This window comes from Paenibacillus baekrokdamisoli (genome assembly GCF_003945345.1).
GTDB classification, from domain to species: domain Bacteria; phylum Bacillota; class Bacilli; order Paenibacillales; family Paenibacillaceae; genus Paenibacillus_Z; species Paenibacillus_Z baekrokdamisoli.
The window spans coordinates 6,080,001-6,098,440 of the sequence record NZ_AP019308.1 but is presented as its reverse complement, the minus strand read 5'-3'; the positions used below and the strand labels follow the sequence as shown (position 1 = coordinate 6,098,440).

Annotated in this window: 12 protein-coding genes, 11 tRNA genes and 1 rRNA gene (1 of these 24 only partly in view); 2 read left to right on the top strand and 22 right to left on the bottom strand. The window is 46.6% G+C overall.

What is annotated here, in order from left to right; genetic code table 11:
- Nucleotides 1–125: 125 nt before the first annotated feature.
- The 14 genes from glmS to EKN16_RS26780 all read right to left on the bottom strand — a co-directional run bounded on the left by glmS (nucleotide 126) and on the right by EKN16_RS26780 (nucleotide 14,674).
- On the bottom strand, nucleotides 126–1,958 hold the full coding sequence (gene glmS, locus EKN16_RS26845; RefSeq protein ID WP_125663988.1) for a glutamine--fructose-6-phosphate transaminase (isomerizing): 1,833 nt from the start codon (nucleotides 1,956–1,958) through the stop codon (nucleotides 126–128).
- A gap of 1,096 nt (nucleotides 1,959–3,054) precedes the next feature.
- On the bottom strand, nucleotides 3,055–4,401 hold the full coding sequence (glmM, locus tag EKN16_RS26840) for a phosphoglucosamine mutase (protein ID WP_125663986.1): 1,347 nt from the start codon (nucleotides 4,399–4,401) through the stop codon (nucleotides 3,055–3,057).
- A gap of 24 nt (nucleotides 4,402–4,425) precedes the next feature.
- Nucleotides 4,426–5,898 carry a CdaR family protein gene (locus tag EKN16_RS26835; protein ID WP_164523002.1) on the bottom strand — a complete coding sequence of 491 codons (1,473 nt, stop codon included), beginning with the start codon at nucleotides 5,896–5,898 and terminating at the stop codon, nucleotides 4,426–4,428.
- Complete coding sequence (cdaA, locus tag EKN16_RS26830) at nucleotides 5,891–6,730, bottom strand: diadenylate cyclase CdaA (protein WP_125663982.1); 840 nt, start codon at nucleotides 6,728–6,730, stop codon at nucleotides 5,891–5,893. The genes EKN16_RS26835 and cdaA overlap by 8 nt, the downstream gene beginning before the upstream one ends.
- 137 nt (nucleotides 6,731–6,867) lie before the next feature.
- Nucleotides 6,868–7,494, bottom strand: coding sequence for a zf-HC2 domain-containing protein (locus EKN16_RS26825; protein ID WP_125663980.1), 627 nt, complete (start codon nucleotides 7,492–7,494; stop codon nucleotides 6,868–6,870).
- A gap of 147 nt (nucleotides 7,495–7,641) precedes the next feature.
- Nucleotides 7,642–8,208 carry an RNA polymerase sigma factor SigW gene (sigW, locus tag EKN16_RS26820; RefSeq protein WP_125663979.1) on the bottom strand — a complete coding sequence of 189 codons (567 nt, stop codon included), beginning with the start codon at nucleotides 8,206–8,208 and terminating at the stop codon, nucleotides 7,642–7,644.
- A complete protein-coding gene (locus tag EKN16_RS26815; protein ID WP_125663977.1) occupies nucleotides 8,208–9,131 on the bottom strand; it encodes an EamA family transporter in 924 nt (307 codons plus the stop codon). Before EKN16_RS26815 ends, sigW begins: the two co-directional genes overlap by 1 nt.
- A gap of 351 nt (nucleotides 9,132–9,482) precedes the next feature.
- Nucleotides 9,483–12,284, bottom strand: coding sequence for a phosphoenolpyruvate carboxylase (gene ppc / locus EKN16_RS26810; protein ID WP_125666717.1), 2,802 nt, complete (start codon nucleotides 12,282–12,284; stop codon nucleotides 9,483–9,485).
- A gap of 236 nt (nucleotides 12,285–12,520) precedes the next feature.
- Nucleotides 12,521–12,594, bottom strand: a tRNA-Gly gene (locus EKN16_RS26805).
- A 9-nt stretch (nucleotides 12,595–12,603) separates the two neighbouring features.
- Nucleotides 12,604–12,680, bottom strand: a tRNA-Pro gene (locus EKN16_RS26800).
- A 26-nt stretch (nucleotides 12,681–12,706) separates the two neighbouring features.
- Nucleotides 12,707–12,783 (bottom strand) — tRNA-Arg (locus tag EKN16_RS26795).
- An 8-nt stretch (nucleotides 12,784–12,791) separates the two neighbouring features.
- Nucleotides 12,792–12,866, bottom strand: a tRNA-Gly gene (locus EKN16_RS26790).
- Between the two features lie 135 nt (nucleotides 12,867–13,001).
- A complete protein-coding gene (locus EKN16_RS26785) occupies nucleotides 13,002–13,817 on the bottom strand; it encodes a hypothetical protein (protein ID WP_125663975.1) in 816 nt (271 codons plus the stop codon).
- On the bottom strand, nucleotides 13,814–14,674 hold the full coding sequence (locus tag EKN16_RS26780; protein ID WP_125663973.1) for an ABC transporter ATP-binding protein: 861 nt from the start codon (nucleotides 14,672–14,674) through the stop codon (nucleotides 13,814–13,816). Before EKN16_RS26780 ends, EKN16_RS26785 begins: the two co-directional genes overlap by 4 nt.
- A gap of 357 nt (nucleotides 14,675–15,031) precedes the next feature.
- On the opposite strand from EKN16_RS26780, the gene EKN16_RS33270 reads away from it, so the two are divergent.
- Both EKN16_RS33270 and EKN16_RS26775 read left to right on the top strand, forming a co-directional pair.
- The gene (locus EKN16_RS33270) at nucleotides 15,032–15,487 is read left to right on the top strand and encodes an iron chelate uptake ABC transporter family permease subunit (protein WP_232016038.1); all 456 of its coding nucleotides are present in this window, start codon (nucleotides 15,032–15,034) and stop codon (nucleotides 15,485–15,487) included.
- The gene (locus EKN16_RS26775; RefSeq protein ID WP_408636323.1) at nucleotides 15,460–15,786 is read left to right on the top strand and encodes an iron chelate uptake ABC transporter family permease subunit; all 327 of its coding nucleotides are present in this window, start codon (nucleotides 15,460–15,462) and stop codon (nucleotides 15,784–15,786) included. The genes EKN16_RS33270 and EKN16_RS26775 overlap by 28 nt, the downstream gene beginning before the upstream one ends.
- Before the next feature lie 367 nt (nucleotides 15,787–16,153).
- Here EKN16_RS26775 and EKN16_RS26770 read toward each other — a convergent pair.
- From EKN16_RS26770 to EKN16_RS26735, 8 genes are all read right to left on the bottom strand, one after another.
- Nucleotides 16,154–16,233: transfer RNA gene (locus EKN16_RS26770), tRNA-Leu, on the bottom strand.
- A gap of 32 nt (nucleotides 16,234–16,265) precedes the next feature.
- Nucleotides 16,266–16,341, bottom strand: a tRNA-Lys gene (locus tag EKN16_RS26765).
- Between the two features lie 12 nt (nucleotides 16,342–16,353).
- Nucleotides 16,354–16,428: transfer RNA gene (locus EKN16_RS26760), tRNA-Gln, on the bottom strand.
- A 7-nt stretch (nucleotides 16,429–16,435) separates the two neighbouring features.
- A tRNA-Val gene (locus tag EKN16_RS26755) sits at nucleotides 16,436–16,511 on the bottom strand.
- An 11-nt stretch (nucleotides 16,512–16,522) separates the two neighbouring features.
- Nucleotides 16,523–16,597 (bottom strand) — tRNA-Glu (locus tag EKN16_RS26750).
- 28 nt (nucleotides 16,598–16,625) lie between these two features.
- Nucleotides 16,626–16,701 (bottom strand) — tRNA-Thr (locus EKN16_RS26745).
- A gap of 4 nt (nucleotides 16,702–16,705) precedes the next feature.
- Nucleotides 16,706–16,781 (bottom strand) — tRNA-Asn (locus EKN16_RS26740).
- Between the two features lie 126 nt (nucleotides 16,782–16,907).
- Nucleotides 16,908–18,440: ribosomal RNA gene (locus tag EKN16_RS26735) — 23S ribosomal RNA — on the bottom strand; it runs 1,398 nt beyond the window's last position.

Below are 18,440 nucleotides of genomic sequence, written 5' to 3'. Positions count from 1 at the left end.
TTTAATAAACCTTTAGACACCAACTCTGTTGTAAAAACACTAACTTTATTGTCAAGACACCAACTATAATGTCAAGACACTAACTTTAATGTCACCAGACACAAAAACAAGTGTATACTCCCGCCCTACTCCACCGTCACACTCTTCGCCAAATTACGCGGTTTATCCACATCATTACCGCGAGCCAGCGAAGCGTAATACGCGATCAGCTGCAGAGGCACGACCGACAACGCCGGTGCAAGCACGGGCAGAGTCTTCGGAATCGCGAAGATCTCATCTACAGACTTCGCAACTTCATCCTCGAGTCCTGCATTTACAATTGCGAGAACATGGGCGCCACGAGCCTTCACTTCTTTAATGTTGCTAAGTGTTTTCTCATACAATTCTTCCTGCGTAATAACAGAGATCACAGGAATACCTTCCTCGATCAGCGCCAATGTACCATGCTTGAGCTCACCAGCTGCATAGGCCTCGGAGTGAATATAAGAAATCTCCTTTAGCTTAAGCGAGCCTTCTTGAGCGACTGCAAAATCCACGCCACGCCCGATGAAGAACAGATTATCGTGTTTGGCCATAGATTCAGCGATCTGCTTAAACACCATCGATTGCTCAAGGATGGACTCCACTTGCTCAGGCAGCTCATGCATCGCAGTCAATACGTTTGCAATCCATTCCCGATCTTTGGTACCGAGCGTATCTGCAAGATATAGACCTAGCAGATAGAAGGCAATCAATTGTGAAGTGTAAGCTTTAGTCGATGCTACTGCAATTTCTGGTCCTGCTTGTGTAATCATCACATCATCAGCTTCACGCGATACGGAACTACCAACTACATTCGTAATCGCAAGTACCCGTGCACCGCAGCGCTTAGCTTCACGTAGTGCCGCCAGTGTATCAGCTGTTTCGCCGGATTGGCTCACGACAATAACAAGTGTATCTGGAGTAATAATCGGTGAGCGATAACGATATTCCGATGCCACATCGGTTTCTACTGGGATACGCGCTAAGCTTTCAATGACAGATTTACCAACAAGTCCAGCGTGATAAGCCGTTCCACAAGCAACAATATGCACTTTACTGATTCCACGAATTTGCTCAGGTGTCATGCCGATTTCTTTCAAATGGACTGAACGACCATCCTCCGACACACGACCCATCATGGTGTTGCGATAAGCCTTCGGCTGCTCATAGATCTCCTTCAGCATAAAATGATCGAATCCAGCTTTCTCCGCAGTAACCAGATCCCAATCGACATGAAATATTTCCTTGGAAATAATTTCGCCAGTGATCGTCATCAGTTCGACGCCATTCTTCGTCAGAATAGCCATTTCACCGTCATCTAAAATGTACACATTACGCGTATGCTCAAGGATCGCTGGAATATCTGAACCAATAAAGTTCTCTCCATCACCAATTCCGATTACAAGCGGACTCGCATTACGAACGGCAACTAGACGATCTGGCTCATACTCTGTCAATACGCCAAGTGCATAGGCACCACGCATCCGTTTGACCGCACGCTGCACCGCTTCAACGATATTGCCGTCATACTCTTCTGCGATGAGATGAGAGATGACCTCTGTATCCGTTTCGGATACAAATTCACAGCCTTTAGCCGCCAGCTCTTCTTTAAGATCCAGGTAATTCTCAATAATTCCGTTATGAACGACAGAGAATTTAAGCGAATTATCTGTATGTGGATGCGAATTCACATCCGACGGCTTGCCATGTGTTGCCCAGCGTGTATGACCAATTCCGACAGATCCGATTAACGGCTCACCTTCTAGTTTTCCTTCAAGGTTAACAAGGCGACCAATTGTCTTGCGTACTTCAAGTCCATTCTCTGTAAAAACAGCAATACCAGCGGAGTCATATCCCCGATATTCAAGCTTCTTAAGTCCTTCGATCAAAATACCCTGAGATTCGCGTTTACCGATATAGCCTACAATTCCACACATATATAATAGCCTCCGTATTTTGGGTTAGGTTCCCAAGTGGACGGATACCACAAATAAGCAAGTAGACGGCCCAAGAAGAAACGGCTATCACCGTCCTTGGCGGTGAAGCAAGTTTCTTCCCTCTGAAATATAAGCAAAGTATTGAGGAAACTTATACTTTCTTATATTTTAAGAAGAAACGGCTGACGCCGTACTCTAGCGGCCATGCAAGTTCCTTCCACAAATGATCAGAAACAGATAAGCAAAATAATACTTTCTGATATTTGAACAAAAGCCGCCTCTTGCAGTCGGCACCGTGAACAAATGGGAAAAAGACAATAAGAAATAAAGCGCAGCTCTACTCTAAACACGCTGCCATTCATCTCGAACAGAAAGAGCCTCTCTTACAGGCACTTCTAGAACCTTATCACTATCATGCAGCCTCATGGCTGCTCTTATGCTTCATGACTACGATGCAGCCCAAGTGACTCACCGCACAACAAACCAAGCCAGGAGAATAGCGCTGCAAAGCGCTGACCCTTGACCTGTACCTACACGCAAACAAGCCTCCGTTGCCGTCTGCGCATAAACAACCTATCAAGCATTTATGCCGTACCTTTGTCCGCCCAGTCGCCCGGTCGTTTTGAGTATCGGCTCACGATCAAATGCATAACCGGGAGGTCCCCGCCGAAAATTCCGAACACCTCCACCTCGTCAGCTTGCCGTCCACCTTCTACAGCTGTTCATCTTACTACAGCATGAACCATGTATAGGGCAGCCCGCGCAAGCTCTGGCGCTTGTGTAGCCTTATGAAACAATCGATCCTCGCTTTCATTTCTGGAATCATACTTCCTATCATATTCATTTTACCGCCATGGTGCAACTATTTCACATAAAAACGGCCTTCATGATGGAAAATAGTCTGTTATCTACTCGCTCTAATTCGTCGTTTTCCAACTATTGTCATGGGCGCAAAGCCATATCATTCTTGAATTCCACCCTAATAAATACAGGCAGTCCCGAGTACAGATATTTCATCTGCACCCAAAGACTGCCCGCATCTGCGACTATATGATGATTTTATAAGGACATATTCGTATTTTTCTTATGACTGCACTTAAACTCCGCCGAGCTCTGCTTTAACAATTTCTACGATACGCGAAACGTAAGCAGCAACCTCTTCCTTCTCAGGCCCTTCTGCCATGACACGAATAAGGGACTCTGTACCAGAAGCACGCACCAGCACGCGGCCGTTATCCCCTAGCTCTTGCTCGACTTCAGCAATTGCAGCAGCGATAGCTAGGTTATCCTTGAAGGTGCTCTTATCCTGTACACGCACGTTTACAAGCGTCTGTGGATATTTCCGCATCAATGATTTCAGTTCACTCAGCTTTTGACCTGAAGCTACAAGTGTATTCAGAAGCTGAAGTCCCGTAAGTATACCATCGCCTGTCGTATTGTAATCGAGGAAAATAACATGACCGGATTGCTCCCCACCTAGGTTAAAGCCTCCGCGGCGCATCTCTTCCATCACATACCGATCTCCAACCGCTGTTTGTGCAGTCTTCAAGCCAAGCTTCTGAACGGCCTTGAAGAAGCCGATATTGCTCATTACCGTCGTAACGATTGTATCGCTCTTCAACGTGCCAGCCCGCTTCATCGCGTCTCCACAAATACAAAGCAAGAAATCACCATCGAGCTCTTCCCCGTTCTCATCAATCGCGATCAGACGATCAGCATCACCATCGAAGGAAAGTCCAAGGTCTGCACCTTGCCTCAGCACTTCATCGCGTAAGTATTCTGGATGGGTCGAACCTACACCATCATTAATATTAAGTCCATTTGGCTCCGCTCCAACAACAATAACCTCTGCTCCCAGCTCACGGAACACGGTTGGTGCCAAGGAATAAGCAGCGCCATTTGCACAATCCAGCACAATTTTCTTGCCAGCGAATGAATGCTCTACTGTCGTTTTTAAGAAGTCGATATATAGACGCTTAGCCTGATCCTCCACCGTAACCAAACCGATTTCTCCGCCCTCTGGACGAGGCAGCTCATCCGTCTGAGCATCCATTAGACGCTCGATCTCATTCTCTGTATCATCCGAGAGCTTGAAGCCATCGCCGCCAAAGAACTTAATGCCATTATCTTCTACGGGGTTATGTGAAGCCGAGATCATAACGCCTGCATCAGCGCCAAGAACACGAGTCAAATAAGCAACCGCTGGCGTTGATACAACACCGAGACGAATAACACTAGCCCCAATTGAGAGCAGGCCTGCGATTAATGCTGCTTCCAGCATTGGTCCAGAAATTCGGGTATCGAGTCCGATAACCACTTTTGGCTTCTCAGCTTGACCAGCCAGTACGTATCCGCCGCAGCGGCCAATTTTGTAAGCAAGTTCTGGCGTGAGCTCTCGGTTAGCTACCCCACGCACACCATCTGTTCCGAAATATTTTCCCATGTTGTACGATCTCCTTCAACCTGTTCATGTTTTAGTGGCTGTAACTGGTTGCTCCTGAGGAGCGTTATTAGAATTTGGATTCGTTGTGTTGTTATCTGTTCCAGTGCCGGGATCTGTACCATTTCCCGAACCTGTGCCTGCACCGTCAGCAGGCGTTGATTCATTATTTGCACTCGTGCCGTTATTGGTGCTGCCATTACCCGAAGCTCCCGCTCCTTTGCTCGTAGGACCGGCTGATGTAGGTGCAGTAGGTGTAGTCGTTGCCGTACCATCCGTAATCTCCACCGTAATGCTAAGCGGGACATCCGTACCCGAATTCACAAAGCGCGGCAAATGAATGTCGAGTGGCACCACATGACTGCCAGGTCCAAGTCCACTCAAGTCAGCGACTAATTGCACATCCTTGACTCCAATATCAGCAAGAATGAGAGGTGCGCCTTTCACCGTTGCGTCCACAGTACCATTAGCTGGTACAGCAACTTTCGCCTTCAGTCCATCCGAAAGTCCAATAAGCGTTATCTTGAGCTTCGATAGTACCTTCAAGGATTCTGGGACAATCGTGTAGTCTATGGTAACCGTTGTCGGATCTACCGTTGACAAGCCTGCTTCAGGTTTAATGTCGAGACTTATCGTACCTGATTGCGTCATCTTGGACAAGTCTATTTGCAATCCATCGTAAAAATCGTACTTATCGAGCACGTCTTGCGGCCCATATACCGTGACCGTATCCACACTTGGTTTGAAGGAGGATATCGCCAGTCCATCCGGTAATTTACCTATGAATCCGAACTGAAGTGGAAGCTTCTTGAATGGCTTCGTGATCGGTATTTCGACCTCAACAACACTTGGGTTCACAAGTGCATCACTCATTTCGTTCCCATCTTTGTCCAGCACAATAATCTTCATCTTCTTCTCGTTAACCGTTTCCTCTATGCCATCTACAGAGATGGATCCACCTACAAAAGAGACCTCATCCATCTGATCCTTAGGTAAGGTTACGTGCACACGGTTGTTCGGCTTAACGATGGCCTGACCCGTTTTGTAGCCCTGACCAGGATTACCTACCGCCTTAACACTGACCTCGAATTCCTTCGTAAGGATCCTCTCGAGCACAACGGTTACACTGCTTGGCTTCACATCAACTCGTTCCAAGCCGCGAGGCAGGCTCACCGTCACTGGTACAACCATTCGCCCTTCGGTAGCTTTGCTCAAATCCACTGTCACTTGAAAATCGTTCGGGGTCGCCGAAATAAGATCCGAACGTGATCCCCGAACCGTCAAATGCACGACTGAAGGCTCTAGTAATCGAAGCGCATAGTTCTTCTCATCCATGCCTATTGCCTTCACTTGAATTCCATCAATTTCCTTCGTCTCGGTTAGAGAAGCTACCGTATTAGGTGAACGATCCGAATCAAAATGAACGACAGCCCACAGCAGAATGCCAATGGCTAAAGAAATGATTTTGAGAGCGGTGGGATTACTAAGCCACTTATCCATTCTCATTCCCCCCTTTCCGTCTCCAGAAAGGTACCTTTGACCCTTGTCTTTCACGAGGCTTCGGATTTGTATTCAGTTCTTCGAAAAGCTTGGATATCAACGATTCTTCCTTAATATCGCGAACAATCATTCCACCAACAGCAAGAGAAACTTGTCCCGTTTCTTCGGATACGATAATTGAAACCGCGTCACAAACCTCGGTCACACCAATACCTGCTCGGTGGCGCGTACCAAGCTCCTTGCTAATGAACGGATTCTCCGACAAAGGTAAGTAACAGCCGGCAGCCATAATTTGATTGCCTCTAATGATGACAGCTCCATCATGGAGCGGCGTATTCGGGATGAAAATATTAATGAGCAGCTCCGAGCTAACAATCGACTCCATCTGAATCCCAGACTCAATATAGTCAGATAGCCCTGTACTTCGCTCAAACACGATTAGTGCTCCGATTTTACGCTTCGCCATATAGTTAATGGACTTAATGATCTCATTAATACGTTCACTGACATCCCGCTCCACGACTGACGACCGGCTGAACAACTTACCGCGTCCAAGCTGCTCCAGTGCCCGGCGAAGCTCCGGTTGAAAAATAATAAGCACGGTCACAACACCAAAGGTAAACATCTGATTCATCAACCATTTGAGCGTATACAAATTAAACCAGGTACTGATCGCCCAAGTACCCACAAGAACAAAAATTCCTTTAAGCAGCTGCACCGCTTTTGTTCCGCGAACAAGCAAAATCATTTTATAAATAATATAGCTGACTATGGAGATATCAATTAGATCCTTGATCCACTCTTTCCAAGTCAAATCAGCGAAATAGTTCATTCCTCAACCCCCAACGACCCATTACCCAGGTATCTCTAATCCTTATAACGGATTCTTAACCTTATTCTTTTCTAGAAACGGGGTTGCAAATCCTTTTTTTTTACAAAAAAACCTCCCATATTAGGGAGGCAGCTCAATCAATAAGCCAAACTGCTCATAGAGTTTGTAACTTTATACCAAAACCAATCCAAGGCTTGGTCAATTTTCTTCACTTGTCCGGATATATGAGCGGTCGAAGCTTGGTATAATGAACCTCCAATAACCGTCACATCACCTTCAACGTCTCCAAGTACATTGGCCGTTCCATTCGACACCGTCAGATCACCATTAATATGTGCGCCGACAGGAACTGTAACCGTATCTCCTTCAATAACAACCTGTGCAAGGTCCGAACCGCGAACGGTCAAATCCGTATTCTGCTCCCACATTGCCGTGAAGCTAGCGAACATCACAAGAGCAAAGACAGCAGCAACGGTAATAGCAGGGTGATTGCGAATCCATCTTGTGAAACTCGATGCAGCACGCCGTTTGTAAGGCAAGGCGCTCATGATGCGCTCTTTAAGCTGCACAGAGTGGCCGGCATCAATGACCACGCAGGAATCCATCATTTTGTGGGCCAGTGCTTCCGTTCGCTCTAATTGCTCGAGTCTCGCGCAGCATGCCGGGCAGGAAAACAAATGTGCCTTTAATTCAGCCACATTATCATGGGGCAGGTCGTCGTCTAGGTAATCATGTATCCAGACGATGGCGACTTTGCAATTCATAGCAGCCATTCCTTCCTTCGCTGTTTATTCGCTGTCGTATACGATACGTATGGGAAGCAATGATGTTTCACTTATTTGCACAACAATAGCGCCCAATATTTCACATTTAATGAACAAAGATATTTCCATTTGCTTCATTACGCTCGTCTATAGCTTATGCTCGAGCTTTTTACGAAGGAATTCCCGGCCTCGATGCACACGTGTTTTAATCGTTGTTACTGGCATTTCGAGTACATCACTTATCTCCTGCAAAGACATTTCCTGAAGATACCGAAGAACCATAACCGATTTGTATTTGGCTGGAAGGGTCTCGACCGCCTGATGAATAATGCGCTGTGTATCCGAGAGCATAAGCTCACTCTCTGGAGTTCGGTTATCACTTGGAATCATTGCATACCCATCAAGTCCCTCATGATCAGTAGACTCGGCATCAAGCGAATAAGCAGGCTTTCTCTTCCGAAGACGATCGATACACAGATTGGTCGCGATCCGATAAATCCACGTCGAGAACTTCATTGCATCATCATATCGCGCAAGGTTTTTATAAACACGCAGGAACGTTTCTTGTACAACATCCTCTGCTTCCTGACGATTGTATAGCATTCGATAAGACATATGGTAAAGCTTGTCCTGATAAAGCTCGACGATCTCGGCAAAAGCCCGCTGATCGCCTTTTAAAGCTAATCGCGCTAACCGTGCCTCAACAGAAATCACTATTTTTCCTCCAAACTTGCTAAGCGCTCCGATCTAGGCCCCGAAGGTAGCTCAGCTATTCCGATCCCAATGAGGATCAGCACAATACCCATTAATTTCATTAAGCTAATGGACTCACCCAGTACAGCCCATGCGGTCAACGCCGCAACAGGGAGCTCTAAGGAGCCAAGCAATGCCGCTAAACTGCTGCCTATTCTCGGAATACCTATATTGAAGAGTACTGTTGGAATAACTTGCCCGAGCACACCAAGCAGCAGTCCCCAACCTATCAATGTACCTTCCGCATCGCTGGATATAGCCCTAGAGCCATAAAGCAGCATAACGAGCAGAAAGCCAGCACTCATCATAACAGCTGAACGAATGACAGGATCCTGATCCCCTTCAAGCCGTCCGGTCCACCATATGAATAGGCTATAAGCCACAGCAGATAATAATCCTAGTATAACACCGAGCGTATCAAACCGCCCTAGACCTTCATCTAGTATTCCAACAGCGAGCAGTGTCCCGATCATAACAATTACGATGGCTAGCAGACGAAATTTCCCAGGCCACTGCTTGCACGACACACTATCTAGCAAGATGGTAATCCAAGTGAATTGAAAAAGCAACACGATCGCAAGCGATGCATCAAGACGTTCAAGAGCCTGATTAAAAAATACCGTAGTTAGCGTGAGGCCGCCAATTCCGATAATCGATAACTTCACCCATTGCCCGCCGCGAAAAGGGTTCTTCCACCGTTTGAACCGCACAAGAGCAAGCAGCCACAATAGCACCATAGCAAGCCCTGTCTGATGCACAGTCACTTGTTCCAAGGTAAATCCCTTATCAAAAGCCAGTTTTACTAAAGGCGATAGTAAGCCATAACTCACCGCCCCAAGTAATACAGATAATACGGACATCCCATACAGAGGCTTACGGCTCATTTCCTGATGCCTCCCTGTTTTAAACACGTTAACTACCTCTTATTTAGATAACAAAAAGGGCAGGACGCTTCTCGGACAGACAATTCCGCCGTGGGCGTCCTGCCCCTCAAGTTATTAAAAATGACCCAACACCCCATCTTGCGTTCCGAAGCACGATGAATGCTGCATAATCAATCTTACGATTGCTTACGCAAACCAATTTAGCGTTCCAAAGCACGATGAATGCTGCATAATCAATCTTACGATTGCTTACGCAAACCAATCATCCTTACGCAAACCAATTTAGCGTTCCGAAGCCGATGAATGCTGCATAATCAATCTTACGATTGCTTACGCAAACCAATCATCTGATCATCCCGTATTTCGAAGTCCTGCAGCTATTCCGTTGATAGTTAACAGCACTTCACGAAGCAAGATTGGATCATCTGCTTCGCCGCTTTCGCGCAATGCGCGCAGCTCGGTCAATAGTTGAACTTGCATGTAGCTAAGTGGATCTACATAAGGATTACGCAGACGGATCGATTCTTGAATAACCGGTACATTATCCAGGATGTCGACTTGTCCAGTTATTTGCAGGATTAGTGATGATGTCCGGACGTATTCTTCTTGGATTTGCGTGAAGATACGATCACGAATCGTTGCATCTGAGATCATATCCGCATATTCCTTCGCAATCAGCAGATCCGCTTTCGCAAGGGCCATTTGCAAGTTATCAATCAATGAAGTGAAGAATGGGAACTGCCCGTACATAACGCGTAAAGTTTCCAGACGCTGCTCCTGATCACCGCTCTGTACGTAGTCTTCCAGAGCCGTGCCAGCTGCATACCATGCTGGTAACAAATATCGGCTTTGCGTCCATGCGAATACCCATGGAATCGCGCGTAAATCCTCAAATCGATCACTGCCCTTACGTTTCGACGGGCGGGAACCGATATTCAGTTCGCCGACTTCAGGTAATGGAGTTGATTCTTTAAAGAAAGTCATAAAATCTGGATCACGGAATATCAGATCCTGATATTTCTTCTGAGCAACCTCGGAGATACCTTTAGAAATCTCATCCCATTCTGCAGTATCGCTAGCTTCTTGCTCTGGATATTTTGCCAAGCGCGCCGCAGTCACAAGTGCCCATGTCGCTTGCTCCAAGCTGCGGTATGCAATACCCTTCATCGAGTAGCGTGAGGACAGAACTTCACCTTGCTCTGTAATTTTGATCCCGCCACCTACTGTATGAGGAGGCTGCGCTAGAATACTACGGTTAAGCGGCATTCCACCGCGACCAAGTGCACCGCCACGACCGTGGAAGAACTTCAGCTTCACATCGAATTTTTTTGCCGCACTCGTAATTGCATTAAGTGCAACACGTAATTCCCAGTTCGCTGTAACCACACCGCCATCTTTATTGCTATCAGAATATCCGAGCATAATTTCATGCAAATTACCCATAACTTCGACCGATTTACGGTAAACCGGAAGAGCAAATAATTGTTCCATAATTCCAGGTGCAGCATGCAAATCATCAATTGTTTCAAAAAGAGGAACTGCCTGTATGGTGCACTCCACTTGACCATTCGTGTCCTGACGGAACAAGCCTACTTCTTTTGCGAACAACATAACCTCAAGCATATCGCTCGCTCCCTGAGTCATGCTAATCAAGTAGCTTGAGATACAATTGACGCCAAACTCCTGCTGCGCTCGATAGATGGTGTGATACACATCTATACATTCACGAGTACTTTCCGTATAAGCAAAATGAGGTGAGGTTAGCGGACGCGGATCATTAAGTAAACGATGCAGCAGCTCGATTTTCTCGTCTTCTTTTAGCGATGAATAATCCTTGACAATGTTCATGTTCGCAAGAATTTCAGTCAATGCATTTTCATGCTCTTGGCTATGCTGCCGAACGTCCAAAGTAGCAAGATGAAATCCGAATAGCTCCACTTGGCGAACGAATTTTCGAATATGCGTATCTGCTACGTAATCCGCAAAGTGATGACGCAGGCTCCGGTCAATGATAAGCAAATCTTCTTTCAGCTCATTCGCATTGTTATAACGTTGTGACGAGCCAGTTAGAGTGTTGGACAGCTTCTCCAGCATATAGCTAAGCTTAATCCGGTAAGGCTCTTTCTCATTACGCCATACCTCCACATTCCGAAGCTCAACTAGCTCACGATCCAATTTCATGGATGCCGTCAGCTCATCGGATACCTCAATGATATTCGTACTAAAGCTCAGTTGGTCAACTAAGTCCTTTAAAAGATGTTCATATTTCTGAAGAACAAGCTCCCGTTGAAGCGTTAGTGTTTCCCATGTAACTTTCGATGTAACAGAAGGATTGCCATCACGATCTCCACCGATCCAAGATCCGAAACGAAGATAAGTGGGAACATGCCAACGCTCTCCCGGATAGTATTTGTCCAGGTTTCGTTCTAATTCTTCATACACGCTTGGCAGGACATCGAATAACGTCTCGTCAAAATAATACATCCCGTTCCGAACCTCATCAATAACAGTTGGCTTCCGATCACGAAGCTCGTCCGTTTGCCAAAGCGTGAACACTTCATTCAACAGCTTCTCGCGCTGTTTCTCACGTTCACGGTAGGTTAAATTCGGATTATCGAGTTCCATTACATCATTGGCAATACGTTTATGAATATCAAGTACAGCACGACGCGTTGCTTCAGTTGGGTGAGCCGTCATGACGAGCTCAAGCGAAATACCTTCAATAATGGATTTCACTTCATCAATCGCAATACCTTGATCTTTCAAAACAAGAATAGCACTCTCAATGGAACCGGGTTGAACCGTTTCCCCAGCAGAGCACTCATAATCACGTTTGCGACGAATTCTATGGTTCTGCTCAGCGATATTAATCAGTTGGAAATAAATTGCAAAGGCACGAATAACCTGATGACGAATATCAGGGTTTAGCGCGTTAATAACTTTTTTGAATTCTTCGTAAAGCTCCGGCAAAAACTCTGCACGCAATGCTTTGCTCATCTCACGAATTTTCTCAACAATCTCTAAAAGCTCATGACCACCTTGATGTACAAGAACATCTCCAAGAATATTCCCTAGAAAACGCACATCACGTCGTAGTAAGTTGTTGGAATTAGGCCGGTTAGTCGTCAAAGTAGATCCAGCTTGTTCGGACATCATTTATCCTCCTCAGGTAATGCTTTTAGCAAAACCACATCATAAGCTCATCTTTTACTTCATTTAGTCATCACTTCGTTAATATCATTAGCCATCCATAAGCCTTTTTCACTCCAACTATTATACTACAAATTGAAGTACGGTTGAAGCTTTTTCACGAGTTGTTTTCATAGCCGTTAGCGATAAAATAATGCACAAAAAAAGCCTTGGAGTCCAAGGCTTCGAATTTAAAAATATGGAGCGGGTGATGGGAATCGAACCCACGCTATTAGCTTGGAAGGCTAAAGTTCTACCATTGAACTACACCCGCAAACAGATATGGTCGGGACGACACGATTTGAACATGCGACCCCCTGGTCCCAAACCAGGTGCTCTACCAAGCTGAGCTACGTCCCGTTATGTATATCTGCTTATTAAGAAAATGGCGCGCCCTGAGAGATTCGAACTCCCGGCCTTTTGATTCGTAGTCAAACGCTCTATCCAGCTGAGCTAAGGGCGCAAAAGATATGGAGCGGAAGACGGGAATCGAACCCGCGACCCTCGCCTTGGCAAGGCGATGCTCTACCGCTGAGCCACTTCCGCATATCGTTGTCAGCACGTTTTGTTAACGGCGACAAGAAATAATATATCATGCCTCAATATAAAATGCAACTGTTTTTTTGAAAAAGATTTAATTTATTTAAAATAGCCTATTTACTCCTACCTTATAGATATTCCTTAGCTTGCTCCCACCTTCGCCGCAATAATGGCCTTCGCCATCTTAGATCGTTCTTCCTTTGATAATTTGGGGCAGGAATAACAATAACTTCGACATTCAGTCAAATATGCAAGACAGCACGAGAATCTTAGTGGCATTTGCTCCCCTTGACGATATGGATTATCGACGAGTTGAATTTTTACCTGAAGAGGATTTCGATTCCGTTCAAAAACAGAGCCATCCATTTCATTCACCAAATAGTGATAATCTGATATAACCTGTTCATATACGATTGATTTCTCATCATACAAGGTGACCGCTTGCTCCTTATAATAGTATAAGGATGATGCGACAAGAGCCCACAATTGAGAAACATTCAACCCTGCCTCCGAAGCTATCACTTGAATAAGCGGTTTAAGTGTACCTCCATAAAAGCGAGCTAGTACCTTATTTCGCCATTCTTCACGATTTATCGGCGCAATATCCTCTATGACGGAGTCAACCGGTCGGAACATCAAACTTGTATACCCATCCTTAGCAACAAGCACCAAGCTCCAGTTGCTCAAGGACCAATTCATAACCGCATTATCCGTGGACATTAACCTTTGTACAGCCATAATAATCCCATGTAAGTTGGATGCAAAATAAGTAGCTGCTGGCGAGAGCTCATCTGCTTTAATGGCAGCAGCATAAAATTGCAGGAAACCCAGAGCATTTGCTGGCTCGAGCAACGCGTCAAATGTGTATTCCTGAATAACCTCATCGTCAACTGAACGGAATAGAATACTGCACTCCTTCTGAAGAAGCTCCGTACGATTTAAGGTAGCTTGGTTCACCCTCCAGATACCGCAGCTAACAATGGCGTGGAGTTAGTTTCATCAAGTTTATTCTTATTCGGACCACGAAAGTCTTGTGCTAGTGAATAAGGCAAACATAATGGTAAACCCGAACGAGGATCAGCAATGATATCGGCCTCAATGCCAAATACCTCACGGAGCACATCTTTAGTCATGACTTCCTGAGGTGTGCCTTCTCCAGCAACCTTACCCTGTTTAATAGCGATCATATGATGTGCGTAGCGTGAAGCATGATTCAAGTCGTGTACAACCATAATTATGGTTCTATTGGAGCTCTCATTCAACTTCTGCAGAAGCTCGAGTACTTCCAATTGATGAGCCATATCAAGAAACGTCGTAGGCTCATCTAGGAATAAAATATCCGTTTGCTGAGCTAGTGCCATCGCTATCCATGCACGCTGCCTTTGTCCACCTGATAACTGATCAATGGGTCTATCCGTAAAGTCAGCCATCCCCGTAGAGTCAATCGCCCATTGTATGATGGAACGATCCTCTCGGGTTAGTGAACCAAAGCCTTTCTGATAAGGGAAACGACCATAAGATACAAGCTCGGCAACGGTAAGTCCATCGGGAGCAGTAGGATTTTGCGGTAATATAGCCAGCTGCTTCGCTACTTCTTTCGTTGATTGTTTATGTATCGATTTACCATCCAATAGAACAGAGCCAGCCGATGGTGACATGATACGTGCTAATGTCTTTAGAATCGTAGATTTACCAGAGCCGTTCGCTCCTACAAGTGCAGTGATTTTACCTTGAGGTATCGCTATATTTAAATTTTCTACTATGAGTCTTTCTTCGTAGCCAATGTTTAGTTGATTAGTGGTTAAACGAATCATATTTAATCTTCTCCCCTCATTGTGCATATTTCCATAGTGAGAAGTGATAATTGTTCTCATTATTGTTAATGATAACTATTCTCAGTAGAAGAGTCAAGATTTTTCTCTTTTAATGATAATTCTCCTTGCTGATTGCTGTATCAGAGTAGCGTGCTTATTTTACGGGGTTAATTATAAAATTAATTATTCACTACATGAATGAACTAACATCATTAATTTCATCATTATTATAAATCCACCTGCAGATATGAAGTAGCGGGAAACGGCGAGCCTAAGGACTTTCACACATCGTGTCGATACCCTAAACCGTCAACTGCATGTGCTGAATATGCGTCTGTCCCGCATACTAGTTGCCGCTTGGCGGGCGCTTGTCTCGCGGCAAGCGGGCTTCTCATGCAGGGAATCGCCCGCAATCCGCTTGCTGATCCATCCCTAGTAGGCGTTGCGTCGGGTGCGGGAGTCGGAGCACTTAACGCTGCTTATCCTCATACAGCATGCACTGTGGCTTGGCTTCCGTTCGGCGACTTTATAGGTGCCCTAATCGCAGCAGCAATCGTTTATGTGTTAGCCAGACGAGAAGGGATGCAACCGGCAGCGGTCGCTCTCTTCGGTATGGCTGTATCTGCTGTCGGATCCGCCCTGATAAAGCTGCACGTTATTCGTGCTCAAAAGAGGGCAGCTGTAGCGCTCGAGTGGCTTTCGGGAACAACCTTTCGGGAACAACCTATGCTCGGGGTTGGGATGAGCTCAAGCAGCTGCTTTTGTGGCCCATCTTTTTACTGCCTTTGGCCTGGATACAGGTACGCAAGCTAGACATTCTGCAGCTCATGGATGACATCTCCGTTAACCTTGGGGTGAAGGTCGAACGATCGCGATTATGGATCGGGTTGATCAATGTATGCCTGGCTGCGGTCGCTGTTTCGATAGTAGTCACCATAGGCTTCATCGGATTGATTGCGCCCCATGCATCACGGTTGCTCATCGGCCCACGTCACCATAAGCTGGTACCTGTCTCTAAACTGCTGGGCGCCTTTCCTCTCGTAGCTGCCGATCTTATTGGTAGGACCGTATTTGCGCCAAGGAAATACCATCAGGACTCGTTGTCGTCATAATAGGTACCCCCTATTTTCTTAGCCTAATGCGTGTGTCTCGGAGGAAAGTCAGCAAAAGATAACAGCATGTTGAGCAATAGATCAGGATAGCCTCCACTACTTAAAAGATTGAACCGAATTGAACTCTATAATTCCAACGTAGGTACTAAAAACAGGACTATCCCAGAACAGCTGATTGTTTAGCTGTTTGGGATAGCCCTTATTTATTCAATAGGTTTAATCAGTAAATAAAGAAAAGGGTTTCTCAGTATACTGTTCATGTAGATCTTGAGACAAATAAGCCACGTTAGGCCATGCTACAATAGGGTTTATAAAACCAAAAGACCATTAAGATCAAGTGATCTTAATGGTCTTTTGGTGATTGTAATGCGCGTAGAGGGACTTGAACCCCCACGGTCGCCCGCTAGATCCTAAGTCTAGTGCGTCTGCCAATTCCGCCATACGCGCGCATTAGTGAAGGCCATTTTCATAGGTGAAAATGGTGAGTCATGTAGGATTCGAACCTACGACACCCTGATTAAAAGTCAGGTGCTCTACCAACTGAGCTAATGACTCAAAATGATAAAATGGCTGGGGATCTAGGATTCGAACCTAGGGATGACGGAGTCAAAGTCCGTTGCCTTACCGCTTGGCTAATCCCCAGTAGAGATGGTGGAGGCTGACGGGATCGAACCGCCGACCCTCTGCTTGTAAGGCAGATGCTCTCCCAGCTGAGCTAAGCCTCCGAAGTGAGAGTTGGTGACCCGTAGGGGACTCGAACCCCTGTTACCTCCGTGAAAGGGAGGTGTCTTAACCACTTGACCAACGGGCCTAGAATGAATGATTCAAAGAAGTGATACTGGAGCTCTCAACCGGAATCGAACCGGTGACCTCATCCTTACCATGGATGCACTCTACCGACTGAGCTATGAGAGCAAAATGGCTCCCCGAACAGGACTCGAACCTGTGACAACTCGATTAACAGTCGAGTGCTCTACCAACTGAGCTATCAGGGAACGATGAAACATCGGGCTGTTACACCCTGAAAACTGGATACGAACATTTGCGAAATGTTGTCTTAGCTTATGTTAGCTGTTACACGTAAGTCCCGAAGCCTTGCTCTCACCAATGGTGAGAAGCGGTAGGATAAGCCCTCGACCGATTAGTATTCGTCAGCTGCATGCATTACTGCACTTCCACCTCGAACCTATCAACCTAGTCGTCTTCTAGGGGTCTTACTAAATTGGGAAATCTCATCTTGAGGGGGGCTTCACGCTTAGATGCTTTCAGCGCTTATCCCGTCCGCACGTAGCTACCCAGCTATGCTCCTGGCGGAACAACTGGTACACCAGCGGTGCGTCCATCCCGGTCCTCTCGTACTAAGGACAGCTCCTCTCAAATTTCCTACGCCCACGACAGATAGGGACCGAACTGTCTCACGACGTTCTGAACCCAGCTCGCGTACCGCTTTAATGGGCGAACAGCCCAACCCTTGGGACCTACTTCAGCCCCAGGATGCGATGAGCCGACATCGAGGTGCCAAACCTCCCCGTCGATGTGGACTCTTGGGGGAGATAAGCCTGTTATCCCCAGGGTAGCTTTTATCCGTTGAGCGATGGCCCTTCCATGCGGTACCACCGGATCACTAAGCCCGACTTTCGTCCCTGCTCGACTTGTAGGTCTCGCAGTCAAGCTCCCTTATGCCTTTACACGCTACGAATGATTTCCAACCATTCTGAGGGAACCTTTGGGCGCCTCCGTTACTCTTTAGGAGGCGACCGCCCCAGTCAAACTGCCCACCTGACACGGTCCCTGTACCGGATTACGGTACCAGGTTAGAACTCCGATACGATCAGGGTGGTATCCCAACGGTGCCTCCACCGAAGCTGGCGCTCCGGTTTCTTAGGCTCCCACCTATCCTGTACAGATCGTACCAAAGTCCAATATCAAGCTGCAGTAAAGCTCCATGGGGTCTTTCCGTCTTGTCGCGGGTAACCTGCATCTTCACAGGTATTAAAATTTCACCGGATCTCTCGTTGAGACAGCGCCCAAGTCGTTACGCCATTCGTGCGGGTCAGAATTTACCTGACAAGGAATTTCGCTACCTTAGGACCGTTATAGTTACGGCCGCCGTTTACTGGGGCTTCAGTTCATAGCTTCGCCTTGCGGCTAACCACTCCCCTTAACCTTCCAGCACCGGGCAGGCGTCAGCCCGTATACTTCGCCTTACGGCTTCGCACAGACCTGTGTTTTTGCTAAACAGTCGCTTGGGCCTTTTCACTGCGGCCCCCTCGGGCTATTCACCCTACCGAGGCACCTCTTCTCCCGAAGTTACGAGGTCATTTTGCCGAGTTCCTTAACGAGAGTTCTTCCGAGCGCCTTAGCATACTCTGCTCACCTACCTGTGTCGGTTTGCGGTACGGGCACCTTCACCTGGCTAGAGGCTTTTCTTGGCAGCGGGAACACATGACCTTCGGTACTATAATTTTCCCTCCCCATCACAGCTCAGCCTTACAGTGTGCGGATTTGCCTACACACAAGCCTTACTGCTTGGACGGACTATTCCATCAGTCCGCGTCACTATCCTTCTGCGTCACCCCATTGCTCATAACGGCTTACGGTGGTACAGGAATATCAACCTGTTGTCCTTCGACTACGCCTTTCGGCCTCGCCTT